This is a genomic window from Arthrobacter sp. NA-172, from assembly GCF_043952055.1.
In the GTDB taxonomy this organism is placed as follows: Bacteria; Actinomycetota; Actinomycetes; order Actinomycetales; family Micrococcaceae; genus Arthrobacter.
On sequence record NZ_JBINOT010000001.1, the window covers coordinates 861,616 to 880,704 of the forward strand.

Annotated in this window: 22 protein-coding genes and 2 pseudogenes; 5 read left to right on the forward strand and 19 right to left on the reverse strand. The window is 64.4% G+C overall.

Going from position 1 to position 19,089, the window contains the following annotated elements; all coding sequences use genetic code 11:
• Window positions 1-184: 184 nt before the first annotated feature.
• The 6 genes from ACF0H6_RS04335 to ACF0H6_RS04360 all read right to left on the reverse strand — a co-directional run bounded on the left by ACF0H6_RS04335 (window position 185) and on the right by ACF0H6_RS04360 (window position 6,280).
• On the reverse strand, window positions 185-1,201 hold the full coding sequence (locus ACF0H6_RS04335; protein ID WP_395248591.1) for an SbcC/MukB-like Walker B domain-containing protein: 1,017 nt from the start codon (window positions 1,199-1,201) through the stop codon (window positions 185-187).
• A gap of 38 nt (window positions 1,202-1,239) precedes the next feature.
• On the reverse strand, window positions 1,240-3,198 hold the full coding sequence (locus ACF0H6_RS04340) for an AAA family ATPase (protein WP_395248592.1): 1,959 nt from the start codon (window positions 3,196-3,198) through the stop codon (window positions 1,240-1,242).
• A complete protein-coding gene (locus tag ACF0H6_RS04345) occupies window positions 3,195-3,428 on the reverse strand; it encodes a hypothetical protein (RefSeq protein ID WP_395248593.1) in 234 nt (77 codons plus the stop codon). The genes ACF0H6_RS04340 and ACF0H6_RS04345 overlap by 4 nt, the downstream gene beginning before the upstream one ends.
• A 32-nt stretch (window positions 3,429-3,460) precedes the next feature.
• A complete protein-coding gene (locus ACF0H6_RS04350; protein WP_395248594.1) occupies window positions 3,461-4,384 on the reverse strand; it encodes an exonuclease SbcCD subunit D in 924 nt (307 codons plus the stop codon).
• Between the two features lie 90 nt (window positions 4,385-4,474).
• A complete protein-coding gene (locus ACF0H6_RS04355; RefSeq protein ID WP_395248595.1) occupies window positions 4,475-5,431 on the reverse strand; it encodes an MIP/aquaporin family protein in 957 nt (318 codons plus the stop codon).
• Window positions 5,432-5,575: 144 nt separating this feature from the next.
• Complete coding sequence (locus ACF0H6_RS04360) at window positions 5,576-6,280, reverse strand: DUF202 domain-containing protein (protein WP_395248596.1); 705 nt, start codon at window positions 6,278-6,280, stop codon at window positions 5,576-5,578.
• 76 nt (window positions 6,281-6,356) lie between these two features.
• Here ACF0H6_RS04360 and ACF0H6_RS04365 point away from each other — a divergent pair, with 76 nt between their 5' ends.
• Complete coding sequence (locus tag ACF0H6_RS04365) at window positions 6,357-7,442, forward strand: ADP-ribosylglycohydrolase family protein (protein WP_395248597.1); 1,086 nt, start codon at window positions 6,357-6,359, stop codon at window positions 7,440-7,442.
• Window positions 7,443-7,448: 6 nt separating this feature from the next.
• Here the strand turns inward: ACF0H6_RS04365 and ACF0H6_RS04370 are convergent, their stop codons facing one another.
• From ACF0H6_RS04370 to ACF0H6_RS04385, 4 genes are all read right to left on the reverse strand, one after another.
• Window positions 7,449-7,997, reverse strand: coding sequence for a DUF4395 domain-containing protein (locus ACF0H6_RS04370; RefSeq protein WP_395248598.1), 549 nt, complete (start codon window positions 7,995-7,997; stop codon window positions 7,449-7,451).
• 70 nt (window positions 7,998-8,067) lie between these two features.
• A complete protein-coding gene (locus tag ACF0H6_RS04375; protein WP_395248599.1) occupies window positions 8,068-9,096 on the reverse strand; it encodes an exonuclease domain-containing protein in 1,029 nt (342 codons plus the stop codon).
• A gap of 32 nt (window positions 9,097-9,128) precedes the next feature.
• Complete coding sequence (locus ACF0H6_RS04380; RefSeq protein WP_395248600.1) at window positions 9,129-9,389, reverse strand: DUF4235 domain-containing protein; 261 nt, start codon at window positions 9,387-9,389, stop codon at window positions 9,129-9,131.
• Between the two features lie 73 nt (window positions 9,390-9,462).
• Window positions 9,463-9,639, reverse strand: coding sequence for a hypothetical protein (locus ACF0H6_RS04385; protein ID WP_395249952.1), 177 nt, complete (start codon window positions 9,637-9,639; stop codon window positions 9,463-9,465).
• A gap of 221 nt (window positions 9,640-9,860) precedes the next feature.
• Between ACF0H6_RS04385 and ACF0H6_RS04390 the strand changes: the two genes are divergently transcribed.
• The 3 genes from ACF0H6_RS04390 (at window position 9,861) to ACF0H6_RS04400 (ending at window position 11,818) form a co-directional block, all read left to right on the forward strand.
• Entirely contained in the window at window positions 9,861-10,583 is a 723-nt protein-coding gene (locus ACF0H6_RS04390; protein ID WP_395249875.1) for a histidine phosphatase family protein, read from the forward strand.
• On the forward strand, window positions 10,567-11,481 hold the full coding sequence (locus tag ACF0H6_RS04395) for an NAD(P)H-hydrate dehydratase (protein WP_395248601.1): 915 nt from the start codon (window positions 10,567-10,569) through the stop codon (window positions 11,479-11,481). The genes ACF0H6_RS04390 and ACF0H6_RS04395 overlap by 17 nt, the downstream gene beginning before the upstream one ends.
• 70 nt (window positions 11,482-11,551) lie before the next feature.
• Window positions 11,552-11,818 (forward strand): hypothetical protein, encoded by a 267-nt coding sequence (locus tag ACF0H6_RS04400; RefSeq protein ID WP_395248602.1) that lies wholly within the window; start codon window positions 11,552-11,554, stop codon window positions 11,816-11,818.
• A gap of 14 nt (window positions 11,819-11,832) precedes the next feature.
• Here the strand turns inward: ACF0H6_RS04400 and ACF0H6_RS04405 are convergent, their stop codons facing one another.
• Genes ACF0H6_RS04405 through ACF0H6_RS04415 form a run of 3 tightly spaced genes read right to left on the reverse strand, consistent with a single transcriptional unit; the run spans window position 11,833 to window position 13,582 of the window.
• Window positions 11,833-12,084, reverse strand: coding sequence for a hypothetical protein (locus ACF0H6_RS04405; protein WP_395248603.1), 252 nt, complete (start codon window positions 12,082-12,084; stop codon window positions 11,833-11,835).
• Between the two features lie 38 nt (window positions 12,085-12,122).
• Window positions 12,123-12,323 (reverse strand): hypothetical protein, encoded by a 201-nt coding sequence (locus ACF0H6_RS04410; RefSeq protein WP_395248604.1) that lies wholly within the window; start codon window positions 12,321-12,323, stop codon window positions 12,123-12,125.
• 38 nt (window positions 12,324-12,361) lie between these two features.
• Window positions 12,362-13,582 (reverse strand): MFS transporter, encoded by a 1,221-nt coding sequence (locus tag ACF0H6_RS04415; RefSeq protein WP_395249876.1) that lies wholly within the window; start codon window positions 13,580-13,582, stop codon window positions 12,362-12,364.
• A gap of 182 nt (window positions 13,583-13,764) precedes the next feature.
• Between ACF0H6_RS04415 and ACF0H6_RS04420 the strand changes: the two genes are divergently transcribed.
• Complete coding sequence (locus ACF0H6_RS04420) at window positions 13,765-14,505, forward strand: VTT domain-containing protein (RefSeq protein WP_395249877.1); 741 nt, start codon at window positions 13,765-13,767, stop codon at window positions 14,503-14,505.
• A 106-nt stretch (window positions 14,506-14,611) separates the two neighbouring features.
• Here the strand turns inward: ACF0H6_RS04420 and rdgB are convergent.
• The 6 genes and pseudogenes from rdgB to clpS form a co-directional block, all read right to left on the reverse strand.
• Window positions 14,612-15,251: pseudogene (rdgB, locus tag ACF0H6_RS04425) on the reverse strand (RdgB/HAM1 family non-canonical purine NTP pyrophosphatase).
• An 8-nt stretch (window positions 15,252-15,259) separates the two neighbouring features.
• Window positions 15,260-16,018, reverse strand: coding sequence for a ribonuclease PH (gene rph / locus ACF0H6_RS04430; protein ID WP_028264720.1), 759 nt, complete (start codon window positions 16,016-16,018; stop codon window positions 15,260-15,262).
• A gap of 82 nt (window positions 16,019-16,100) precedes the next feature.
• A pseudogene (locus ACF0H6_RS04435) lies at window positions 16,101-16,899 on the reverse strand (MBL fold metallo-hydrolase).
• Window positions 16,896-17,966: a glutamate racemase gene (gene murI, locus ACF0H6_RS04440; RefSeq protein ID WP_395248605.1), complete on the reverse strand. Its 1,071-nt coding sequence runs from the start codon at window positions 17,964-17,966 to the stop codon at window positions 16,896-16,898. The pseudogene ACF0H6_RS04435 and the gene murI overlap by 4 nt, the downstream one beginning before the upstream one ends.
• A 104-nt stretch (window positions 17,967-18,070) precedes the next feature.
• Window positions 18,071-18,637: a DUF2017 domain-containing protein gene (locus tag ACF0H6_RS04445; RefSeq protein WP_395248606.1), complete on the reverse strand. Its 567-nt coding sequence runs from the start codon at window positions 18,635-18,637 to the stop codon at window positions 18,071-18,073.
• Entirely contained in the window at window positions 18,630-19,013 is a 384-nt protein-coding gene (gene clpS / locus ACF0H6_RS04450) for an ATP-dependent Clp protease adapter ClpS (RefSeq protein WP_395248607.1), read from the reverse strand. The genes ACF0H6_RS04445 and clpS overlap by 8 nt, the downstream gene beginning before the upstream one ends.
• Window positions 19,014-19,089: the final 76 nt, after the last annotated feature.

Genomic DNA, 19,089 nt, shown 5'->3' on the forward strand with positions numbered 1-19,089 from the left:
AGCCGGAGATGAAGGGTCAGAATGGAGCGCGGTGTCGGCCGCAGAGTTCCGTGGGGAGGAGTTCATGATTCCGGGTTCGCTGAAAGATGCGCATCGTCCCTCCTCCCGATGCGCGCGACCCGGTGTAACCCTTCAAGTCTAGCGGATGTCCTGCTGGACCGCCTCTGATTCGAGTGGCCTGCCCCTATGCAGCTGCGGCGTCCACGATTCGCACGGTGGAGCCGGTTCGGGTTTTGATTACCTGCAACTGGCTGCTGATCCTCTGCTTCATTTCCGCAACGTGGCTGACGAGCCCGACCACCCTGCCGCCGTCGCGCAGTCCCTCCAGCGCGTCCATGACTTGTTCAAGGGACTGCTCATCGAGGCTACCGAAGCCTTCGTCAACGAACAGGGTTTCGATGTCCACACCTCCCGCCTCCTGCTGCACCACGTCGGCGAGTCCCAGGGCCAAAGCCAGCGAAGCCATGAAGGATTCGCCTCCGGACAGTGTGGCGGTATCCCGCCGCTGGCCCGTCCACTCGTCCACGACCTCGAGACCCAGCCCGGATTTCGCGCCCCGGGCTGCCTTGGCGTCCGTGTGTTGAAGCGTGTAACGGCCATCGCTCATGGCGACAAGGCGCTCCGAGGCTGCAGCCGCGACCTGTTCGAGCCGGGCCGCAAGGACATAGCTGTTGAGGCTCATTTTGTAGCCGTTCTCGCCGGACCCCCGGGCGGTTTCGGCCAGCTCGCCGAGTACCCGGGCGCGTTCCCGGGGTTCCCGACCGGATGCCGCCGCTTCTTCGTACTGCGAGCGAATCGCTGTCAGGCTGGTCACCGTCCGGGCGGCGAGTCCCGCAGCAAGCGCCGCAGTGCGTGACATTTCATCCGCCTGCCCGGCCTCCTGTTCAAGTGCGGCGAGTTCGACGGCGGCCAAGGGCACCTCGCCCAGCCGTGCTTCCTTTGCAGCGAGCACAAGATCCTCGGACTCGAAAAGCTCGGCAAGACGGGCGTTCTCGGTCTCGGCGGCCCTGATGCCTTCATCCAGCCGGGCGAGGTGCTGCTCGTCCAGGATTTCGTTCCGAGCAGCCTCAGCCGTGGCGAATCCATTTGCCGCCAGGCCTCGTTCCAAGGCGCTGGACGCTTCGTCGAAGGCCTCCCGGGACCTTTCCAACTGGACACCTGCATTGACGGCGGACTGCAGGAGCTCACGCTGTCCGGTCAATGCCTCGATCCTGCCCCGAATTGTGCCGAATCCATCCCTCAGCCCGGAAAGGAGGGTCTCCAGGATTCGCGCTGTTCGTTCAGCAGGGCCATGGCGGACTCAGCCTGCGCCGTTGCCGTGTCCTCCTGAAGTTGCTCTTCTTCCAAGCGGGCAATGCCCTCCAGCACGCGGGCAAGATCCGTCTTGACCCGCTTGAGTCCGTCCACGGCGGAGCGCGCCGAGACCAGGGCAGCCTTGGCCGCGGTGTCCGCCAAGGCGGCTTCCTTTGGATCGAGATCCCCGCCTTGGGCGGCCAGCACGGCGACCTCCTGCTCGGCCGACGACAGTTCAGCTGCGGCCTGCAGAAGTTCATGCTCGCTTTCGTCGTAGCGTTCGTGAGCGGATTGCTCTTCTTCGGCGAGAGCGAGGGCCGTCACTCCGGCAGGCGCCGGCGTGGGGTGCTCAGCACTTCCGCAGACAGGGCATGGGTCGCCATCCCGTAGCTTCGCGGCCAACTCGGCGGCTGCGTTGGCGAGCCGGGATTCGCGCAGGTCCAACCAGAGTTGGCGGAGATCTTGGGAGAGCGCGCGGGCAAATGCGTGCCGCTTCACCGCCGCAGAGAGGGAATCCACGGCAGTTTTGTAGCGGGCCACGGTCTCGCGGGTGATTTGCGCCGTTGCAGCTTCGCGTTCCCTGAGCGGCAGTTCCACAGCTGCCGCCTCCAACGGGTCCAGATCGTTTTCCAACCCGGAAGCTTCCGCCCGAAGCCCGGCCAAGGCGATGGAGGTCTCTTCCTTTGCCGCGGCCCGCTTTCCCGCGGAAACGCCGAACGCGGCAAGCCTGGCGGCGATGTCTTCAAGCTTCTGTTCGTCCGCAGCCCGGGCTTCGAGGATGGCCATGGTTTCCTGGATCCCGGCCAGGGCCGAGGCGGGATCTTCTGCGTCCAGGGATGCCGCGAGAAGCCTCGCCGTTGCCGACTCGGCCTTTGATGCTGCAGAGCCCAGCGCCTTCGAGGTACGTTCTACGGCGTCAAGCTGTCCGCCGAGGACGGCAGCCTTCCGGTGGCGTCCAAGACGGTCACGATATTCCTGGACTTCTGCCGCACGGGCGGTAAGCGTTTCGCGTCGGCGCTTTGCGGCGTCGAGCTTCGCATGCCGTTGAACCTGTTCCCGTGAGGAGTGGAGCTTGTCCGCGAGCCGAAGCCGGACGGCTTCGGCAGAGACTGCCGCTTGCTGCCGCCCTAGCGATTCTGCCTGTGCCTGGGACTCGAGGAGTTCCAAGCGCAGTTCCGGCGAACCGACGCCGGGGTCATGGTCCTCCGACTCCTTGGACTCTTCGATGCCCAGTTGCGCATACTCCGCCTCCGCGCGCTGCATGATTAGCTGAAGACGGTTCTGGTTGTCCTCGACCTTTGCGCGCGCGGCATGCGCCTGGAGTGTCAACTGCTGTTCGATGGCTTCAAAACGCTGGGTGCCGAAGAGCTTCTGCAACAGGTCCAGCCGGTCAGAAGCCTTGGACCTCAGGAAGGCAGCGAAGTCTCCTTGCGGAAGCATGACCACCCTGGCGAACTGCTCGCGGTCCATTCCGAGGACGTCACCGATTTCCGCGCCGGCCTCGTCATTGCGGGAAGTCTTTTCTTCCCACAAACCATTAACCCGTTCGCGCAGGAGGGTTTTGGCCTGCTGGGTGGTGAAGCCGTTACGCCCGCGGGCACTGGGCCTGTCCCATGCCGGAGAGCGAGTGACCTCGAAGCGCCTGCCGCGCGCAGAGAATTCGCACGAAACACGAGGCTCCGCAGCCGGTTCCGCGTGGTCGCTCCGCAAGCGTTTGCCGTCCTGCCGGGCACCCGGTACCGAGCCGTACAACGCGAAGCAGATAGCGTCGAGCACGCTCGTCTTACCCGCGCCAGTAGCACCGTTCAGGAGGAACAACCCTTGGGCGCCCAGCTGGTCGAAATCAATCGACTGCTGCCCGGCAAACGGCCCGAATGCCTCGATCTCAAGGCGGTGGATTCTCACAGCTCTGCTCCTGCCAGCCGGACCTCTTCCAAGGCATCACGAAGAGCGGAAAGTTCAGTTTCGTCAGCAGGCCGCCCGCGCACGTGGTCTAGGAAGCCGCAGCAAACGCCGAGATCGTCTTCCGCTTCGGCAAGCCTGCTGCTGTAGCTGGCCTTGACTTTTCCTGCGGCGTCTTCGGGATCGAAGCCCAGCACCAGGGTGTCCGGGAACCGCGTCCGCAGCTGTTCCATGGCCTGCGCCGGGCGCGCGGAGTCCGTCAGGGTTACCTGCAGTATGCCGACTCTGCCCAGCGGTACTCCTCAAGTTCCAGCAACTCGGCAAGCTTCCCCCTGAGGATCGCGAGTTCCCGCGGTGCTTTCCACAGGATTTCCTCGACGTTCCCGACGCCGTCGGCGCCGACGTCGATCAACCATGCACCCTTCCGATGCCTCGCTTCGGAGAACGAGTAGGCCAGCGGGGAACCCGAATAGCGAACGTGCTCCGAGAGTTCCTGGCTGCCCGTGAAGGTGACCCAAAGCCGTGTAGCCAAATCCATCGAAGAGATCCAGGGCACCGCTCCCAAGCCCCCGATGCTCAGATCGCGTTCGCTGTCCGAAGTGATGCCGCCACTCGCGAAGGTATGTGCCAGCACCACCGAATGCACCGGTCCCGATTCGCTCCGCCGCGCGATGTCCTCACGTATGAGCTGCACCGCGGCCCGGGTGACATCGAAATGGCTCGCCGTTTGAACGCCGAGCCGTTCCGCGACAAGCCTCGGTTCAAGATACGGAATACCGTAGACCGCAAGCACCGGGGCGTCCGGTTTGGCAGACCCGGCGCCGTTGCCATCCAGCCCGAACAGGACCGGGGAATCAAGATCCTCCACGCGGGTCCTCAGATGAACCCCTCCCCGCTCCAGCAAACGGGACGCGAAACCGAGGCGGATGGCGGAATCGTGATTGCCGCTGGTCAGTACCACTTTGGCGCCCGCGTCCGTGATCCGCACCAAGGCATCGTCCAGAAGCTTCACGACATCCAGGCCAGGAAGCGCGCGGTCGTAGACATCGCCGGCAATCAGCACGACGTCCACCGACTGTTCACGGATAACCGACAACAATTGTTCGATGAAGTTGCGCTGGGCGTCGAGCATCCCGACGCCGTGGAAGGAACGTCCGAGGTGCCAATCCGAAGTGTGAAGAAGCCTCATGTTTTTCACGCTAACCGGAGGCTCCGACATTATTGGCGCGGCGCGGCGGCACCGGCAATATCAGGGCCTTCCAGGCGGTAATTTTCGGTCTCAGCCCCGTTTACCGTCGAAGAAGTCACGCGCCGGGTCTGCCTCCGGCTTCGCAGCCGGCGCGACGTCGGGCTGCGCTTCGGCGGGTGCAGCAGCTGGTACGGCAGCGTCGTCGGCGCGTTCAGCAACAGGTGCGCCTTCAGTAACACGGGCGTCAGTGTCGCCGTCGGATGCTGCATCCCATTCCTCGTCGTGAGCGGGCTCTTCGATCTCAGCGACGGCTGCCGGAGCAGATTCACCAAAGCCGCGGAAGATGAGGCCCGCGATCGCTGCGCCTACCAACGGGGCAACCCAGAAGAGCCAGAGCTGCTCCAGTGCCCAGCTCGAGCTGAAAATCGCGGACGCGGTTGCACGTGCGGGGTTGAAGGCGAGGTTGCCGGTGGATTGCCCCAACTGCAGCAACACTGCGAAGGTCAGGCCGACGGCGAACGGCGCGGCGGCTTTGCCGGGATTGCGGCGGGCGGTGACGCCCAAGAAGACCCCTACCAAGATTGCGGCGCCGATGACCTCTATAAGCATCACGCCAGTGATAGGGACCTGGAAACTGGAATGCGTTCCGAACCCCGAGGTTGCGGTGTCAAATACGGTGCGGCTGTCCGTGATCCCAGGCACCGTCCGCACAACGGCGAAGAGCGCCAAGGCACCCAACAGGCCGCCCACAATCTGGGCCCCAATGTACGCAGCGCCGTCCACGAGCTTGATGCGGCCGGCAACCATGTGGCCAACCGTGATTGCGGGGTTGAAGTGCCCGCCGGACAGGTAGCCGAAGGCGAGCATTGCAGCCGCCACAGCCAGGCCACTGGCGAGTGATCCCGGCATGGGAACCGCCTGGGGGTTAATGAAAATAAGCACGCCCAAGCCAATAACCACAAGGAACAGCGTCCCCAGAGCTTCAGCGAACGCCCGGGCAAGAAGCCGGGTACCGCGGGAGGAGGGACCGGACACAGCTGTGGTCATGTCGAATGATTCCTTAGTTCGAAGTTCGGTTGGCCTTTGGCGGAGCGCATTCTCCAAGCACGGCGGCAGGCGGCCATGCAATGGACCAAGCGCTTGCCCTGCAGCATCCTGTCAGCCGAGTCTGGACGCTTCCTGAATCCGAGCCTAGTCGCCCAACGCGATCGCGGCGACCGCAGCGCAGCCGAGGGCAACAATGGACAGTGCGCTTACCAGCATCAAAACGGCCGACGCTTCTTCCACTCCGTGGTGGAGCTGCCGGGACCGCGTCCAGACAACGCAGCCCAGGACGATCGTCGCTGCGGCGGCCGTCAGGGCACAGATTCCCTGGTAGTCGAGCCCCGGTATTCCGGTGGAAATCTGCCCTGCGCCGGCCTTGGCAGACAGCCACCTGCGCCAAAGAAACAGATCCACTACCAAGAGCGAAATCAGCGTCCGGCGCCACGCGAGGGTTGTGCGCTCCGGCTGTAGCCCCGGGTCCCTTGCTTCACCGTTCAACGCGCCACCAGGATCAATACCGCAAAGGTGAAGGCCGCCGCGGCCACCACGATGGTCATGAGCAGCATGACCCGCGAGAAGGGCAGGGCCCTGGTCATTGCGCATGGCCGCTTCCATCTGCGCCCACCTGCGGTAGGCAAGCGTCGCGAGGCCCGCGCCAATGATGGAAAGCACGACGCACAGGACAATACGCACGGGTTGCGGCGCGATGTTCGGAGCCAGCTGATCTATCGCAACAGCACCTGCCAGGAGGGCCAGCGCAGTACGGATCCAGGCAAGGAAAGTGCGCTCGTTTGCGAGGGAGAATCTGTAGTCCGGGGTCTTTCCGGATTTCCGCCACGCCGGTTCACGCATTGTTGCCTCCTGGTTCAGGTGCCACCGTATCAGTGGGCATGTGAAGTCCCGGAAGCAGCCGCGGTAAATTACCACTATGAGCGCTGAACCTTCCCCCTCCGCCGTGCCAACCTTCGAATCCAGGGTCCACGGTTGCCTGCTCGGAGGCGCCTTGGGCGATTCGCTCGGCTACGCGGTTGAATTCGACAGCATCAACGCCATCCGATCGCGCTACGGCACCGCGGGCCTCACCTCTTTTGGGCAGCTCGACGGCGGCAGTCACTTTTCGGACGACACCCAGATGACGCTGTACACCGTGGACGGGCTCGTAGAGGCCCTCGAATGGGCCAACGACGGCGTGGCCGCGGATGAAACGGCGTGCCTTTGGCTGGCCTACCTCCGCTGGCTCGCCACCCAGGGGGTCCCGTTGCCGGCGTCGGCTCCGGTTCCTCAACCGCGCTGGATTGACGGCCAGGACGTCCTCCGGCACCGCAGGGATCCCGGCTCTGCCTGCCTCAGCGGGCTTGCCACCGGAGACATGGGAACTGTCGCCCGTCCGGTCAATCCCGATTCGAAGGGTTGCGGCACCGTGATGCGGTCAGCGCCCTTTGGCCTTGTCCCGCACATCCCGGAAGCCGCGGTCTACAGGTTGAGCGCTGCTGCGGCCTCCTTGACCCACGGTCACCCTTCGGCCCGGCAGAGCGCCGCTGCCTTCAGCCTCCTCGTACACAAGTTGGCTACGGGCTCGGATGTGCGGACTGCGGCTGAGCACGCCTTGAGTGTTGTGGAGGCATTGCCGGATCCTGCCCCGGAACTCTTGGAGCGCCTACGCCAGGCGCTAATATTGTCCGCAACCGGCACCCTGCTCAACCCGGAGGAACTCACCGCGCAGCTGGGCGAGGGATGGGTCGCGGAGGAGGCACTCGCCGTCGGGCTCTATTCAGTGTTGGCAACCGAAGCTACGGCCGATGTGCAGCTCGATCCGGCCGCCCATTTCCGGAGGGCGATCGGCGTGGCGCTGAACCATAGCGGTGACAGCGACTCCACGGCCTCCATCGCGGGAAACATCCTGGGGGCACTCCATGGCGAGGCTGCCCTTCCTGCGGACTGGCTCGAGGCCCTTGAGGCTCCGGACGTCATCCGCGGGATGGCGCAACGGCTGATCGCCGTCACTGTCGGCTAGTAGCACTCAGCGGCGGCGAAGCGCGATGTTGTTGCAGGCTTCGCAGACATCTTCGGGGATCAGGCCATGCTTCTGCAGGAAACCGAAAATGGTGCAGCCCAGGCAGAACCCCGCAAAAGATTCGAGGGATGCCGCCACAATCAGCAGCGCGAGCAGGATCCACGCTCCCAAAGCGAAATCGGCGAAGAAGAGAATTGCAGCCGCCGTGCTGAGCACTGCACCGATTCCCTGGGCGAAACGCTTGGGCGGTCCCGGGACGAGCTTGGCTGGACCGATCCGGGGAGCCAGGACTTTGACGGACAGCAGGGCAAACGGCGAGATTCTCGGCCCGAACAGCACCCGCAACCAGAAACCGGCCGCGATCAGTACAAGTCCCCAGCCGAAGCCACTCACGAGGGTGGCTACCGCCGCCAGCACCACCAGGCCGGCCGTGATTCTCGCCGCATACTCATTAACAGGATTGGGAAAAGCGAAGACTGCCCGCCATCCGGACACGGCTGACGGCTGGGTTCCGGCGGCGGAACGCGCGATGTCGATCTGATTGCCCTGTGTCATGGCTCAAGGCTAGGAGCGCACGGAGGGAACTGGAAGTTTTGTTGCTTCGTGTGAATTGTGGGCCGGATTCCTAGCTGCCGCCAACCATTTGCAGGAACTCCCCTTCGGACAGCACCTCGATCTGTTGGCCGCGGCTATGCAGTTCCAATACCCGCTTTGCCTTGCCCGTGAGCCGGCCGTTCCGGAGATCCCCGGCCACGAACCCGTCGCCCACCACGAGGACCGTGGTCCTCCCGGTCACCCGGCTCTCTGGACGCGCGCCCATTTCCGCCGCCCGCTGTTTCGCTTCCGGCCGGGCAATCGCAAGCTCACCGGTGAAGACGACGGTCTGTCCGAACAGTGGGTGGCCAGGTTCCGCGGCGGGGTTGGGCACGGGATTGCTGCCCTCCTCGGGCCAGTTGTTCCAGGCCCGCCCAAGGACGCCGTCGCCGATCCCGACGCCGGGCCGCCCCGCAGGCGCTCCGTCCCGCACTGCGCCGACGGATGCGAGCGCCGCGATCGTTTGCTTCGAGAAGGTTTCTCCGGGCCGGAAGCCCTGCTGTTTGGGCAACGCCAGGCCGAGTGACAAATAGAGCTCAGCAATACTATTGGCGTTGTTCCTGCGGGCGATATCCACCAGGATCCCTGCGCAGGCCCGGGCGTCCTCGGCGGCATCGTGATGGTTGATGAGGGGCACGCCGGCTTCCTGCGCCGCGTAGGGCAAGGAATTGGAGACCAAGGAATAGCAGCGCCTGGACAACATCACAGTGCACACGTATTCATAGGCGGGCCCGGGCAACCCGGAAACCTCAAGCCCGGAGCGGATGACCCCGAGATCGAAAGCTGCATTGTGGGCTGCCAAAATATCCCCGCCGATGAAAGCGCCGATTTCAGGGAACAGTTCGCCAAAGCGGGGAGCATCGGCGACGTCTTGGGCCCGGATGCCGTGGATACGCGTGTTGTGGTACTCGAAGTGGTCGTGGTTTTCCGGCGGCCGCATGCGCCAGGAAGCTTCTTCCACCACGACGCCGCCGCGGACCTTGCTTAAGCCAACCGAACACGGCGAACCCCTGAAGCCGTTCGCAGTTTCAAAGTCGATCGCTGTAAAGTCCAATGCCACTGGTCAAGGTTACAGGCGTTTGACGGACGGTCTCAGACTTCACTCGCCGTCTCTTGCAATTTGACGAGGGCGTTCTTGGTTGTCCTTTGGGTGAGGACATGAATGACTGCCCCGACCCCGGCCCCCGCAAGGGCAAACAGGATTACGCCGGGCAAGGAATCCTCCAGATTGGTCGCGTCCTTGGGGGCGGGCTTGCCGGTTGACTTGCTCCAGATGGACTCCAAGGCCTTGTTCGCCGCAATTCCGGCACCCATTCCCGCCAACGTACCCAGCAGCTTGATCAGGACATTCATCTCGTTCCCCTTTTGCTCTAGGCTGATTTAGCATCTGGATAATAAGCATACTTAGATGCTCCGCGCCGGCCGCTCACCGCAAGCTCCCCAATGCCCGCGCGGACGTCTTCACCGGCAAGTTTTTCTCCAGTTCGCTGGTCGTGTTCGCCATCATCGCTGCCACCGCGGCCGTGTGCGCGGCGTCTTGCTCCTCTTCAGGCAGGTACGTGAAGGCAACGTCCGCTCCTTCCCGGGCATAGGCAATCGCCACAACGTTGATTTCATGACTGAGGGACGGGCTGCGCCTCTAGCCTTTCCCCCGAGCGCTCGGTATCGTGTGGCGCACCGGGCGAGCGAGGGTTGGATTGGCGCCCGGGACGACGATCCGGCCGGCATCGACGCCGGCCGGCAGTCCGGCCCCTATCACGGCGAAGGAGATTCTTTGTGAGCGATAGCACTCGAGCGCGATCCGGCCAGGGAGCCGTCGAACTGATGCTGGTCCGTCACGGTGAGAGCTTGGGAAATGTGGCCGCCTCGGCTGCCACATTGTCCGGAGCGGAGGTCATTGACGTCCCGGCGCGGGATGCCGACATTGATCTTTCCCGGATCGGTCACGAGCAGGCCGCCGCGTTAGGCAGTTCATTCACCAAGCTCCCGCCTTCGGAGCGCCCGGACATCGTCTGGTGCTCCCCGTACGCCCGGGCGCGTCGTACTGCGGAAATCATCGTCGCGGCCGCTGGCTGGACGGTCCCGGTCCTCGCGGACGAGCGGCTCAGGGACCGCGAGCTTGGCATCCTGGACATGCTTACCGCCGAGGGTGTTGAACTCAGGCTGCCGGAGGAGGCGCACCGTCGCCGATGGTTGGGAAAGTTCTACTACAGGCCGCCCGGTGGTGAGTCGTGGACCGACGTCGCACTGAGGCTGCGGAGCTTTCGCTCCGACGTCGAACAGCTCTCCAGAGGGGAGCGGGTACTCGTGGTCAGCCATGATGCCGTTATCCTGCTGTTCCGGTACCTTCTGGACGGCCTCTCCGAACAAGGGCTCCTCGATATCGCAGCCACCACCACGATTCTGAACGCTTCCCTCACACGGTATGTCCGCGCCGAAGGTCTCGGTCCCTGGACCCTTGAGAGCTTCAACGTCGCAGACCATCTTATGGAGCACGGGGTGACCCTCACTGAACACGGAAGCGATGCCGATGTCCATCCGCGATGACCTTCCACCCATCCCGGTGACCCCGACCCTGTTGCGGAGTTGGCCACTGCCGGCAACCGGCTCCGGCAAGCTCCAACGCGGGTCCGTTCTCGTCATCGGCGCGGCCCGGAAGACGCCGGGTGCCGCTCTTCTCGCCGGCACCGCTGCGCTCCGTGCGGGCGCCGGCCGCCTGACGCTTGCCGTTGCCGAATCAACGGCCGTAGCCTTGGCAGTCGCCATGCCTGAGGCCGGCGTGATCGGCCTGCCCGAAACGCCCGCCGGCTCGGTCCGCTCGACAGGACTTGAGGCGTTGGAAGCGGAACTGGAGGCAGCCGACGCCGTACTCATCGGGCCAGGCCTGGATAACCCCGAAGAGACGGCACAGTTACTGCGATACCTTGCGGCCAGGGAGCGGCTTCCCGAAAACCAGTCAATCATTTTGGACGCCTATGCCCTGGGCGTCCTTCAGCAGCTTTTGCCTCATATCGAGCCTTGGGCCGGCCGCCTCATCCTCACTCCCAACCGGGTCGAACTGGGGCGGCTCCTCGGTCGCGATCCCGCAGAACTACGCGAGGACGTCGCGGAAGTTTCCGATACCTACCATGCGGTGGTCAGCTGTCAGGGCATCGTTGCCCGGCCCCGCGACGCAGACCCAGGGGAAACCGATTCGACCGCCTGCTGGGAGATCACCACCGGTTCCGGCGGGCTGGGAACTTCCGGCAGCGGCGACGTCCTTGCCGGCACCATCGCCGGACTCCGGGCCCGCGGAACAACGGACGTGCAGGCGGCCTGCTGGGGATCGCACCTGCATGCCGCAGCCGGGGACCGGCTGGCCAGCCGGAAAGGAAGCCCCGGCTACCTCGCCAGGGAACTTGCCGACGAACTACCACCCCTCATGATGGAACTGGGCACATCATAGAACGGGACCATGGACCAAATCGAAGCACTCTTAGTAGAGGCCTTGGCGGGTAGCCTGTGCGGATTTTCTGATGACCACCAGCCCGAACGCAATCTTGTATTCCGCGATCGACGGATGGCGCGTGTTGGAGGACGAGCTGCTGGCGGTCGAGTCCTCTCGCGACCTTGACCGGATGCAGATCCTGATGGATCTTTCCGGACTCGGCATCAGCGATTATTCCCGGCGAAAGGATCAACGCCGCCGTGGTCGACTACCTGGAAACAGGGCTCAAAGCCGGCATGGTCCTCCAGGACCCGGCGGACCCGAGCCTGAAACAATCCGGGTCCTCCGGCATTAGGCAGCGCTGAACTGCTAGTCGCTCGGCGCCAAGTCGGTGGTCAGGCCGCGGTCGTCTCCCCCGGCATCGTCCTGGTCTTCTGCCGGGCCGCTCGGTCCGTCGGCCTCGCCGCCGGAGACATTCCCGAAGTCGGCAGGCCTTTCGTCCGGTTGGTGCAGCGGCCGATCCTCGGAAGGGCCGCCCGACTCCTTGGGGACCGGGTCGGTCCTGTCCTGCACGCCGTCGTGGACGGGTTCCTCCGGATTGCTCGTCGGCTCAACGCCCATGTCCGTTCCTTCCTCAACCGGCCCCTGCGGCCGGAGAATCAGCTTCCAGTTTCTTCGGGGTGCTTCCGGGCGCGCTCTTCATCGGGGTTTTCGTGGCTTTCGGCCGGGATGAAGTCCGGGTCCAGCTTGCTCCCCACGGTTGCGGCCGGGAGGTCCATGCCACGCTCTTCGCCGGGTTCCCCAGCCCCCTTCCTGTCGTCCCCCGTTTCGTCCCGCTTTGGCACATGCTCTTCGCTCATACGCCCAAGGTAGCGGCGCGGGAGAAGACTGTCGAGGCCTAGCCCGGTCGCCTCGCGTGAGTCCGGGCCCGTAACTCCCGGGGGCCGGCGGGGTAACCGCCGCGGCGGCTCGCCACGATGATCGCGAGGGCTGCCGCCGTCGGGACAGCTGCGGCCAGTGGCACCAGCTCGGCTCCGGCGGTGGTCAGGGCCAGCGCACCGTACCCTGCCCCTAAAGCGATGCCGAGCTGAATGGTGACAACCGTGAGGCCGTTGGCTGCGTCTTTATGTTCTCCACCGGCGCGGAGGATCGCGGCCTGGTTGTAAATGCCGATCGCTCCAAATGCGGTTCCCCACATGGTCACCAGTACGAGTTCCCCCACCCAGGTGCCGCCCAGAAGCGGCAACAGCGCGAAGGCAGCCACGAGCAGGCCCACCGCGGAGAGCAGCGAACGTCGCGGGCGGGAATCGGCCGTGAGGCCGGCAATCCAGATCCCCACGAGGCTCGCGACCCCGACCACCGACAAGGAGATGCTGGTGGCCGCACTCGGAAGGCCTGCGGCGTGGAGGAACGGGGCAATGTAGGTGAAGAGGGTGAAATGGCCCAGGAGCAGGAGCGGCCAGGCTGTCGCTATGGCGATCACGCCTGGCAACTTCAGGGCTCCGCGGAGGGTCGGCGTCGCCGCCGTGCCTTCATCCGGGGCTGCAGGCAGCATCCACACCGCCAGGAGCGCAAGGACCGCGCCGACCCCGGCAAGGACAAGGAAAGAAGCCCGCCAAGTCAGCACCGTGCCCATGAGCGTTCCGATCGGAGCACCTACTGCCATGGCGATGCTGTTTCCGCTGAAGACAATAGCCATCGCCTTTCCGACCGAGTGCGCAGGAACGATCCTCGCCACGTAAGGAGCCATGCTTGACCACAGCATCCCGTGGGCGACGCCACCGAGGAGCCTCGCTGCGACCGCCAAGCCCAGGCTGGGGCTGGAGGCCAACAACACATTGCTCACAGCGAATGCGAGGACGGTCGCAATCAACAACGCCTTGCGGGGTATCCGCCCGCTCAACAGCCGCGACAAAGGCAGCGCGGTGAAAACGATCACGGCCGCGTAGGCCGCCGTCAGAGACCCCACAGCCGATTCCTCCACACCCAGGTCCCTGCTGATCTGCGGCAGCAGCCCGGACGGCAGGAGTTCGGTGGTGACGGCGGTGAACCCCGCAGCGGCGAGAATCAAGAGTCCACCCCACGGGAACTTTGCCGCGTGCCCCGCGCCCTCCGGCATTACCCCCGGCGAAGCGGTCTGCACAACCTGCAACTCACGATTTTCTTCTCTACTCTCCACGCCCATCACGTTACGCAGCCCGGGCGGCAAGAGGCAGGTCCTGTCAGACACCCCCACATTCGTGACGTTCAAAGCGTCCGACGGCGGTTGTCCCGTACCCTTGAGGGGTGACCCTTTCTGCGATAAACGACTTTGCCGTATCCGCTTTGGGCGGCGCAGGACCGGTGCAGCCGCACATGTCCTCGCTCCTCCCCGACTGGTTGAACCCCCAGGTCTTCCTGGCCGACCCTGCTTTGGCTCCGTGGGTTGTCCTGCTCGTGTGCGGCATTGTGTTTGCCGAGACAGGACTCTTGGTGGGATTCTTCCTGCCTGGCGATTCCATGCTCTTCACCGCCGGACTGCTCGTCGCCACGGGCACCATCAAGTTCAACATCTGGGCACTCGCGGCCCTCATCGTCGTCTCGGCCATCCTTGGCAACCAGAGCGGCTACCTCATCGGTTCCAAAGCCGGCCCCGCCCTCTTCAACAAGCCTGATTCCAAGCTGTTCAAGCGGGAGAACGTCGAGAGCGCACACACATTCTTCGAAAAGCACGGCGGCAAGGCCCTGATTCTGGCCCGATTCGTTCCGATCATCCGCACCTTTGTTCCGGTGATTGTCGGCGTGGCGCAAATGGACAAGCGCAAGTTCTTCTTTTTCAACGTGATTGGCGCCGTGCTGTGGGGCGGTGGCGTTACTTTGTTGGGCTACCTTCTGGGAGACCGCGTGCCGTGGGTCCGTGACAACCTCGACATCATCTTTGTGGTGATCGTGCTGCTCTCGGTGATTCCTGTGGCGGTCGAGGTGATCCGTAGCTTCCTGACCAAGCGCAAGTCCACGGCCGGCGAAACAGCACACGAAACCAGCAAGCGCAGCGAGGGCTAAGTTCCCCGTCGCGGAGCTTTAGACATAACCCAGAGCTTAAGACTCATGAAGAGAGGCACCCAGCAGCTGCTGGGTGCCTCTCTTCATGAGCTTGACCTGCACGGAATCAGCGCAGGGCGTCCACGATGGCCGGGAGCAGGGCCCGGAAAGCCTTGCCGCGGTGGCTGATGGCGTTCTTCTCTTCCGAACTCAGTTCAGCGCAGCTGCGGTCGAGGCCCTGGGGCAGCAACACAGGATCGTAGCCGAATCCACCGGCACCGCGGGGTTCACGCAAGAGGGTGCCTTCCAGCTGGCCGTATTCGACCACCTCGCGGGCGCCGCCGTCAACGACGCCCGGTACGGCGAGTGCCGCCGCGCAGACAAACGCCGCTCCCCTGTGTGCTTCGGGGACGTCGGAAAGTTGCGCGAGCAAGAGCTTCCAGGTTGGCGGCATCGTCACCGTGCCGTCCGGACCAGCGGGCAGAGAAGATGCCGGGTGCTCCGCCCAGTACATCCACGGCCAGTCCCGAATCATCGGCGATCGCCACCAGCCCTGTGGCTTCGGCCACAGCCCGTGCCTTCAGCAGGGAGTTTTCGGCGAACGTCACCCCGGTCTCGGCAACGTCAGGTGCACCGGCCGCCGCTGCGTCGATCACTTGGGTATCGACGTCGAGTCCCGGCACCTGCCCTCTGAGGAGCTCCCTGAGTTCGCGCAGCTTGCCCTTGTTGTGGGTGGCGAGAACGAGTCGCGGCGAAACTTCTGTCATCGCCCCGCTCACGGGGCCTCGGCCAGGGTTTCGCGCTGGATGGCAGCCAGCTCGCCGGTGCCGATGAGGGCCAGGTCCAGCAAGGCATTCAGCTCGTCGCGGTCGAAGGGAGCACCCTCGGCGGTTCCCTGAACTTCCACGAACTTTCCTGAGCCGGTGACCACCACGTTCATGTCGGTCTCGGCGCGTACGTCTTCGACGTAGGGCAGGTCCAGCATCGGAATACCGTCGATGATCCCCACCGAAACAGCAGCGATCGTGTCGATCAGCGGCTGCGCATTCTTCGCGATCATTTTGTTCTCCCGCGCGAAGCGGATGGCCTCGGCGAGCGCCACGTAGGCTCCGGTGATGGCCGCGGTGCGGGTGCCGCCGTCGGCCTGCAGGACATCGCAGTCCAGGACGATCGTGTTCTCGCCCAGCGCTTTGGTGTCGATGATGGAGCGCAGCGAGCGGCCGATCAGGCGCGAGATCTCGTGGGTGCGTCCACCGATCTTGCCTTTGACCGACTCACGGTCGGAACGGGTGTTTGTGGCGCGCGGCAGCATGGCGTATTCGGCCGTGACCCAGCCGCGCCCTTCACCTTTGAGCCAGCGCGGAACGCCCTCGGTCAGGGAAGCCGTGCAGAGCACCCGGGTGTTGCCGAATTCGATGAGTGCAGAGCCTTCGGCCTGCTTGGACCAGCCGCGGGTGATGCTGATGGGGCGGAGCTGATCGGGAGTACGGCCGTCGGCACGGATGACGGGAACAGATGTGGCTTCGGAAGTCATACTGCAAGCTTAGCGATCCCCCGGCCCTCGCCGGACTGCCCAGTTGGACTGCGCAGCCGGATCCATTCGTCGGGCGGTGGGTTCAGATGGTGTAGTGAACCCCGGCCACAGCGACGGCGACATCGCCCGCGAATTCAGGCCGCGCCTCGGCCATGACTTTGGTCTGTGACGTCCACACGGGGATGTGGGTCAACAGGAGGCGCCGGGCTCCAGCGGCTGTGGCTGCTTGTCCCGCCCGTTTGCCGGTCAGGTGAACATCTTTGATGGCGTCGTCGCGCCCTTCTTCGAAGGCTGCTTCGCACAGGAAGAGATCCGCGTTGCGGGCGGCATCCTCGAGTCCCTGGCAGGAGTCGGTGTCCCCGGAATACGTCAGGGTCGCTGGTGGCGGGATTTCCTTCTTTGTCCGGCTCCGTGACCTCCACGCGCAGGGCATAGGCTTCTTCGACCGGGTGGTTCACGGCGTACGGCGTCACGGTGAACGGGCCCAGCTGAACGGACTGGCGTTCGCTCCAGTTGCTGAAATCGAATTCCTCGTGCATTCCTGGGTCCAACTCCAACCCATACGCCGTGGCCATGCGGTTCGCGGTCGCGGCTGGCCCCCAAACGGGGATCCTGTCCCGTCCCCAGCCGCCCGGCTTCCAACGCACGGCAACGTGCAGTCCACACAGGTCCATGCAGTGATCCGGGTGCAAGTGGGTCAGGAAGATAGCGTCGATGTCTTCGAGATCTGTGTACCGCTGCATGGCCCCGAGAGCCCCGCTGCCGAGGTCCATGACAATCTTCCACTGACGTTCGCCGTCGTGCGCGGTCAGCAGATAGCACGACGCCGGGGAGCCGGGACCGGGAAAGGAACCTGTACAGCCAACGATGGTCATTTTCACTGGATGCGGCCCCCGCGGGCCGCGCCGAATTCATTCACGGTGAAGGCCGCAGCGTCAACGAAGTTGGACCTCCTGGCGTGGTGGCCTCCTGCGCGGGCGGCCTCAAGCATTTCCGGCGTGATGCGGGCGAGGCTGCCGGTGGGGTACTGGGCGGCTACGTGGTCCACGTGCCGCACGGAAAGGACCTCCGGACCGAGGAAGCGCCGGGCCAGGGTTTCGAACTGGACGGCATCGCCGGTCGCCATGAAGTCGTGGCGGGGATGGCCGGCTTCAGTTCGCTGGATTCCGTGGGTAGCCAGCGCGCGGTAGACGTCCTTGGCCGTTTCCTCGGCACTTGACACGAGAGTGACATCCTCGCCCATGACGTACGCGATCACTCCGGTCAGCAAGGGGTAGTGGGTGCAACCCAGCACCACAGTGTCTACCCCGGCGTTCTTGAGCGGTTCCAGGTACTCGTGGGCTGCGGCCAGGAGCTCGGGGCCGGTGGTGATTCCGGCTTCCACGAAACTCACGAATTCCGGGCAGGCCGCCGAGGTGATGCTCAGGTCCGGGGCCGCGGCGAATGTGTCCTCGTAGGCGCGGGAACCCACGGTGGCCGATGTCCCGATCACGCCGATCCGGCCAGATCGCGTAGCGGCGACGGCCCGGCGCACGGCCGGCTGGATGACCTCGATGACGGGAATTCCGTAGCGCGCCGTATAGCGTTCGCGGGCATCGCGCAGGACTGCTGCCGAGGCCGAGTTGCACGCAATGGTCAGGAGTTTGACGCCGGAGTCCACCAGCTCGTCCATGACGCCGAGGGCGTTTGCCCGGACTTCGGCAATGGGGAGCGGACCGTACGGTCCGTTGGCGGTGTCCCCCACGTAGATGATTGATTCGTTGGGCAATTGGTCGATGATGGACCTCGCCACGGTGAGTCCGCCGACTCCGGAATCAAACACACCTATGGGGCGTGATCCCAACAAAGTGCTGTCTGCATTGTTGTTCAATGTTTCCGACGTGCGCTGGGATTCCGGCGCCGGTGTAGCGCGCTCCCCAACCGATCCCGGGTCCGATGCTGAGTTCATGATTCTTAGAGAATAAGGCAACGTATGTGCTGCAGCCATGACTTGTGGCGGGGGCCTCGTGTCTGATTTGTCACACGCACGGCCGCGGGCACAGGTTTTTCACCTCAGGATTTCCGCTCCATCGAGGCCATCATGGCCTGCACCAACGTTTCCTGAAGCCAGGTGGTGAAGTTGTAGACGAGCGCCAGATAGCTCTCGACGTCTTCGGCCTGGGACCAGTCCTGCATGGCGTGGACGTGGTCCGCATCGGCTTCGTCCCGGATGTCGAGGCGCTCGGCCAGGCCCAGGCGGACGTCGTTGAGCGCCTTCGACCAAAGCTTCGCTTCCTCCGGCGTGAGGACGAGCTCGTTGCGGTCCAGGCCCATCGCTGCGGCCCGAAGGGCCCCGATTTTCCCTTCCCTCAGCGAGCGCTCAGTGAGCTGACGGAACTCGAGGGACGCGGCGTCGTCGTTCTTCATGACGTTCGGCAACAACCGCAGCAAGGCGCGATCAGACGGCTCCTTGACGTTCATGTCCAGGCCGATCAGTGCGGTCAAGGGGTCTTCATCCCGGGACAGCTGTGGTTCCAGCATGGAAATGACATCGTCCAGGAGCCCACGCAGGAGTTCCCGCTCGGCGGGCTCAAGGTAACCGGTAATGCCCTTGAGTCCGTACTTGAAAGCCTTAGCCACGTGCGCCGCCCTTGCGTCCCCGGCCGTCGCCGTTGCTGTTCGCTTTTTCAACCGTTGCCCACAAACCATAGCCGTGCATGGCAACTGCGTGCTGCTCCACCTGTTCCTTGCCACCATAGGCCACGATGGAACGGCCCTTCTTGTGGACCTCCAGCATGAGTCTGTTGGACTTGGCCTCGGAATAGCCGAAGTAGCTCCGGAACACGTAGCTCACGTAGCTCATGAGGTTGACGGGATCGTTCCAGATCACGAGGTTCCAGGGGATGTCAGCAGCGCTCAGGAGGTCGGTGGACGACTGCTCCGCGGTGTCCGTCCGTCCCTCTCCGTTGAGGCCCGCATCTGTCACGGGGGCGCCGGGGGCAACGGTAGTGGTCATCTGTCCATTCTAAGGCGATGGTGGGCCCACGCCGGCGAGGGCCCCTGGTCGAGCGGGGCGAGGCCTGGGAGCCGGT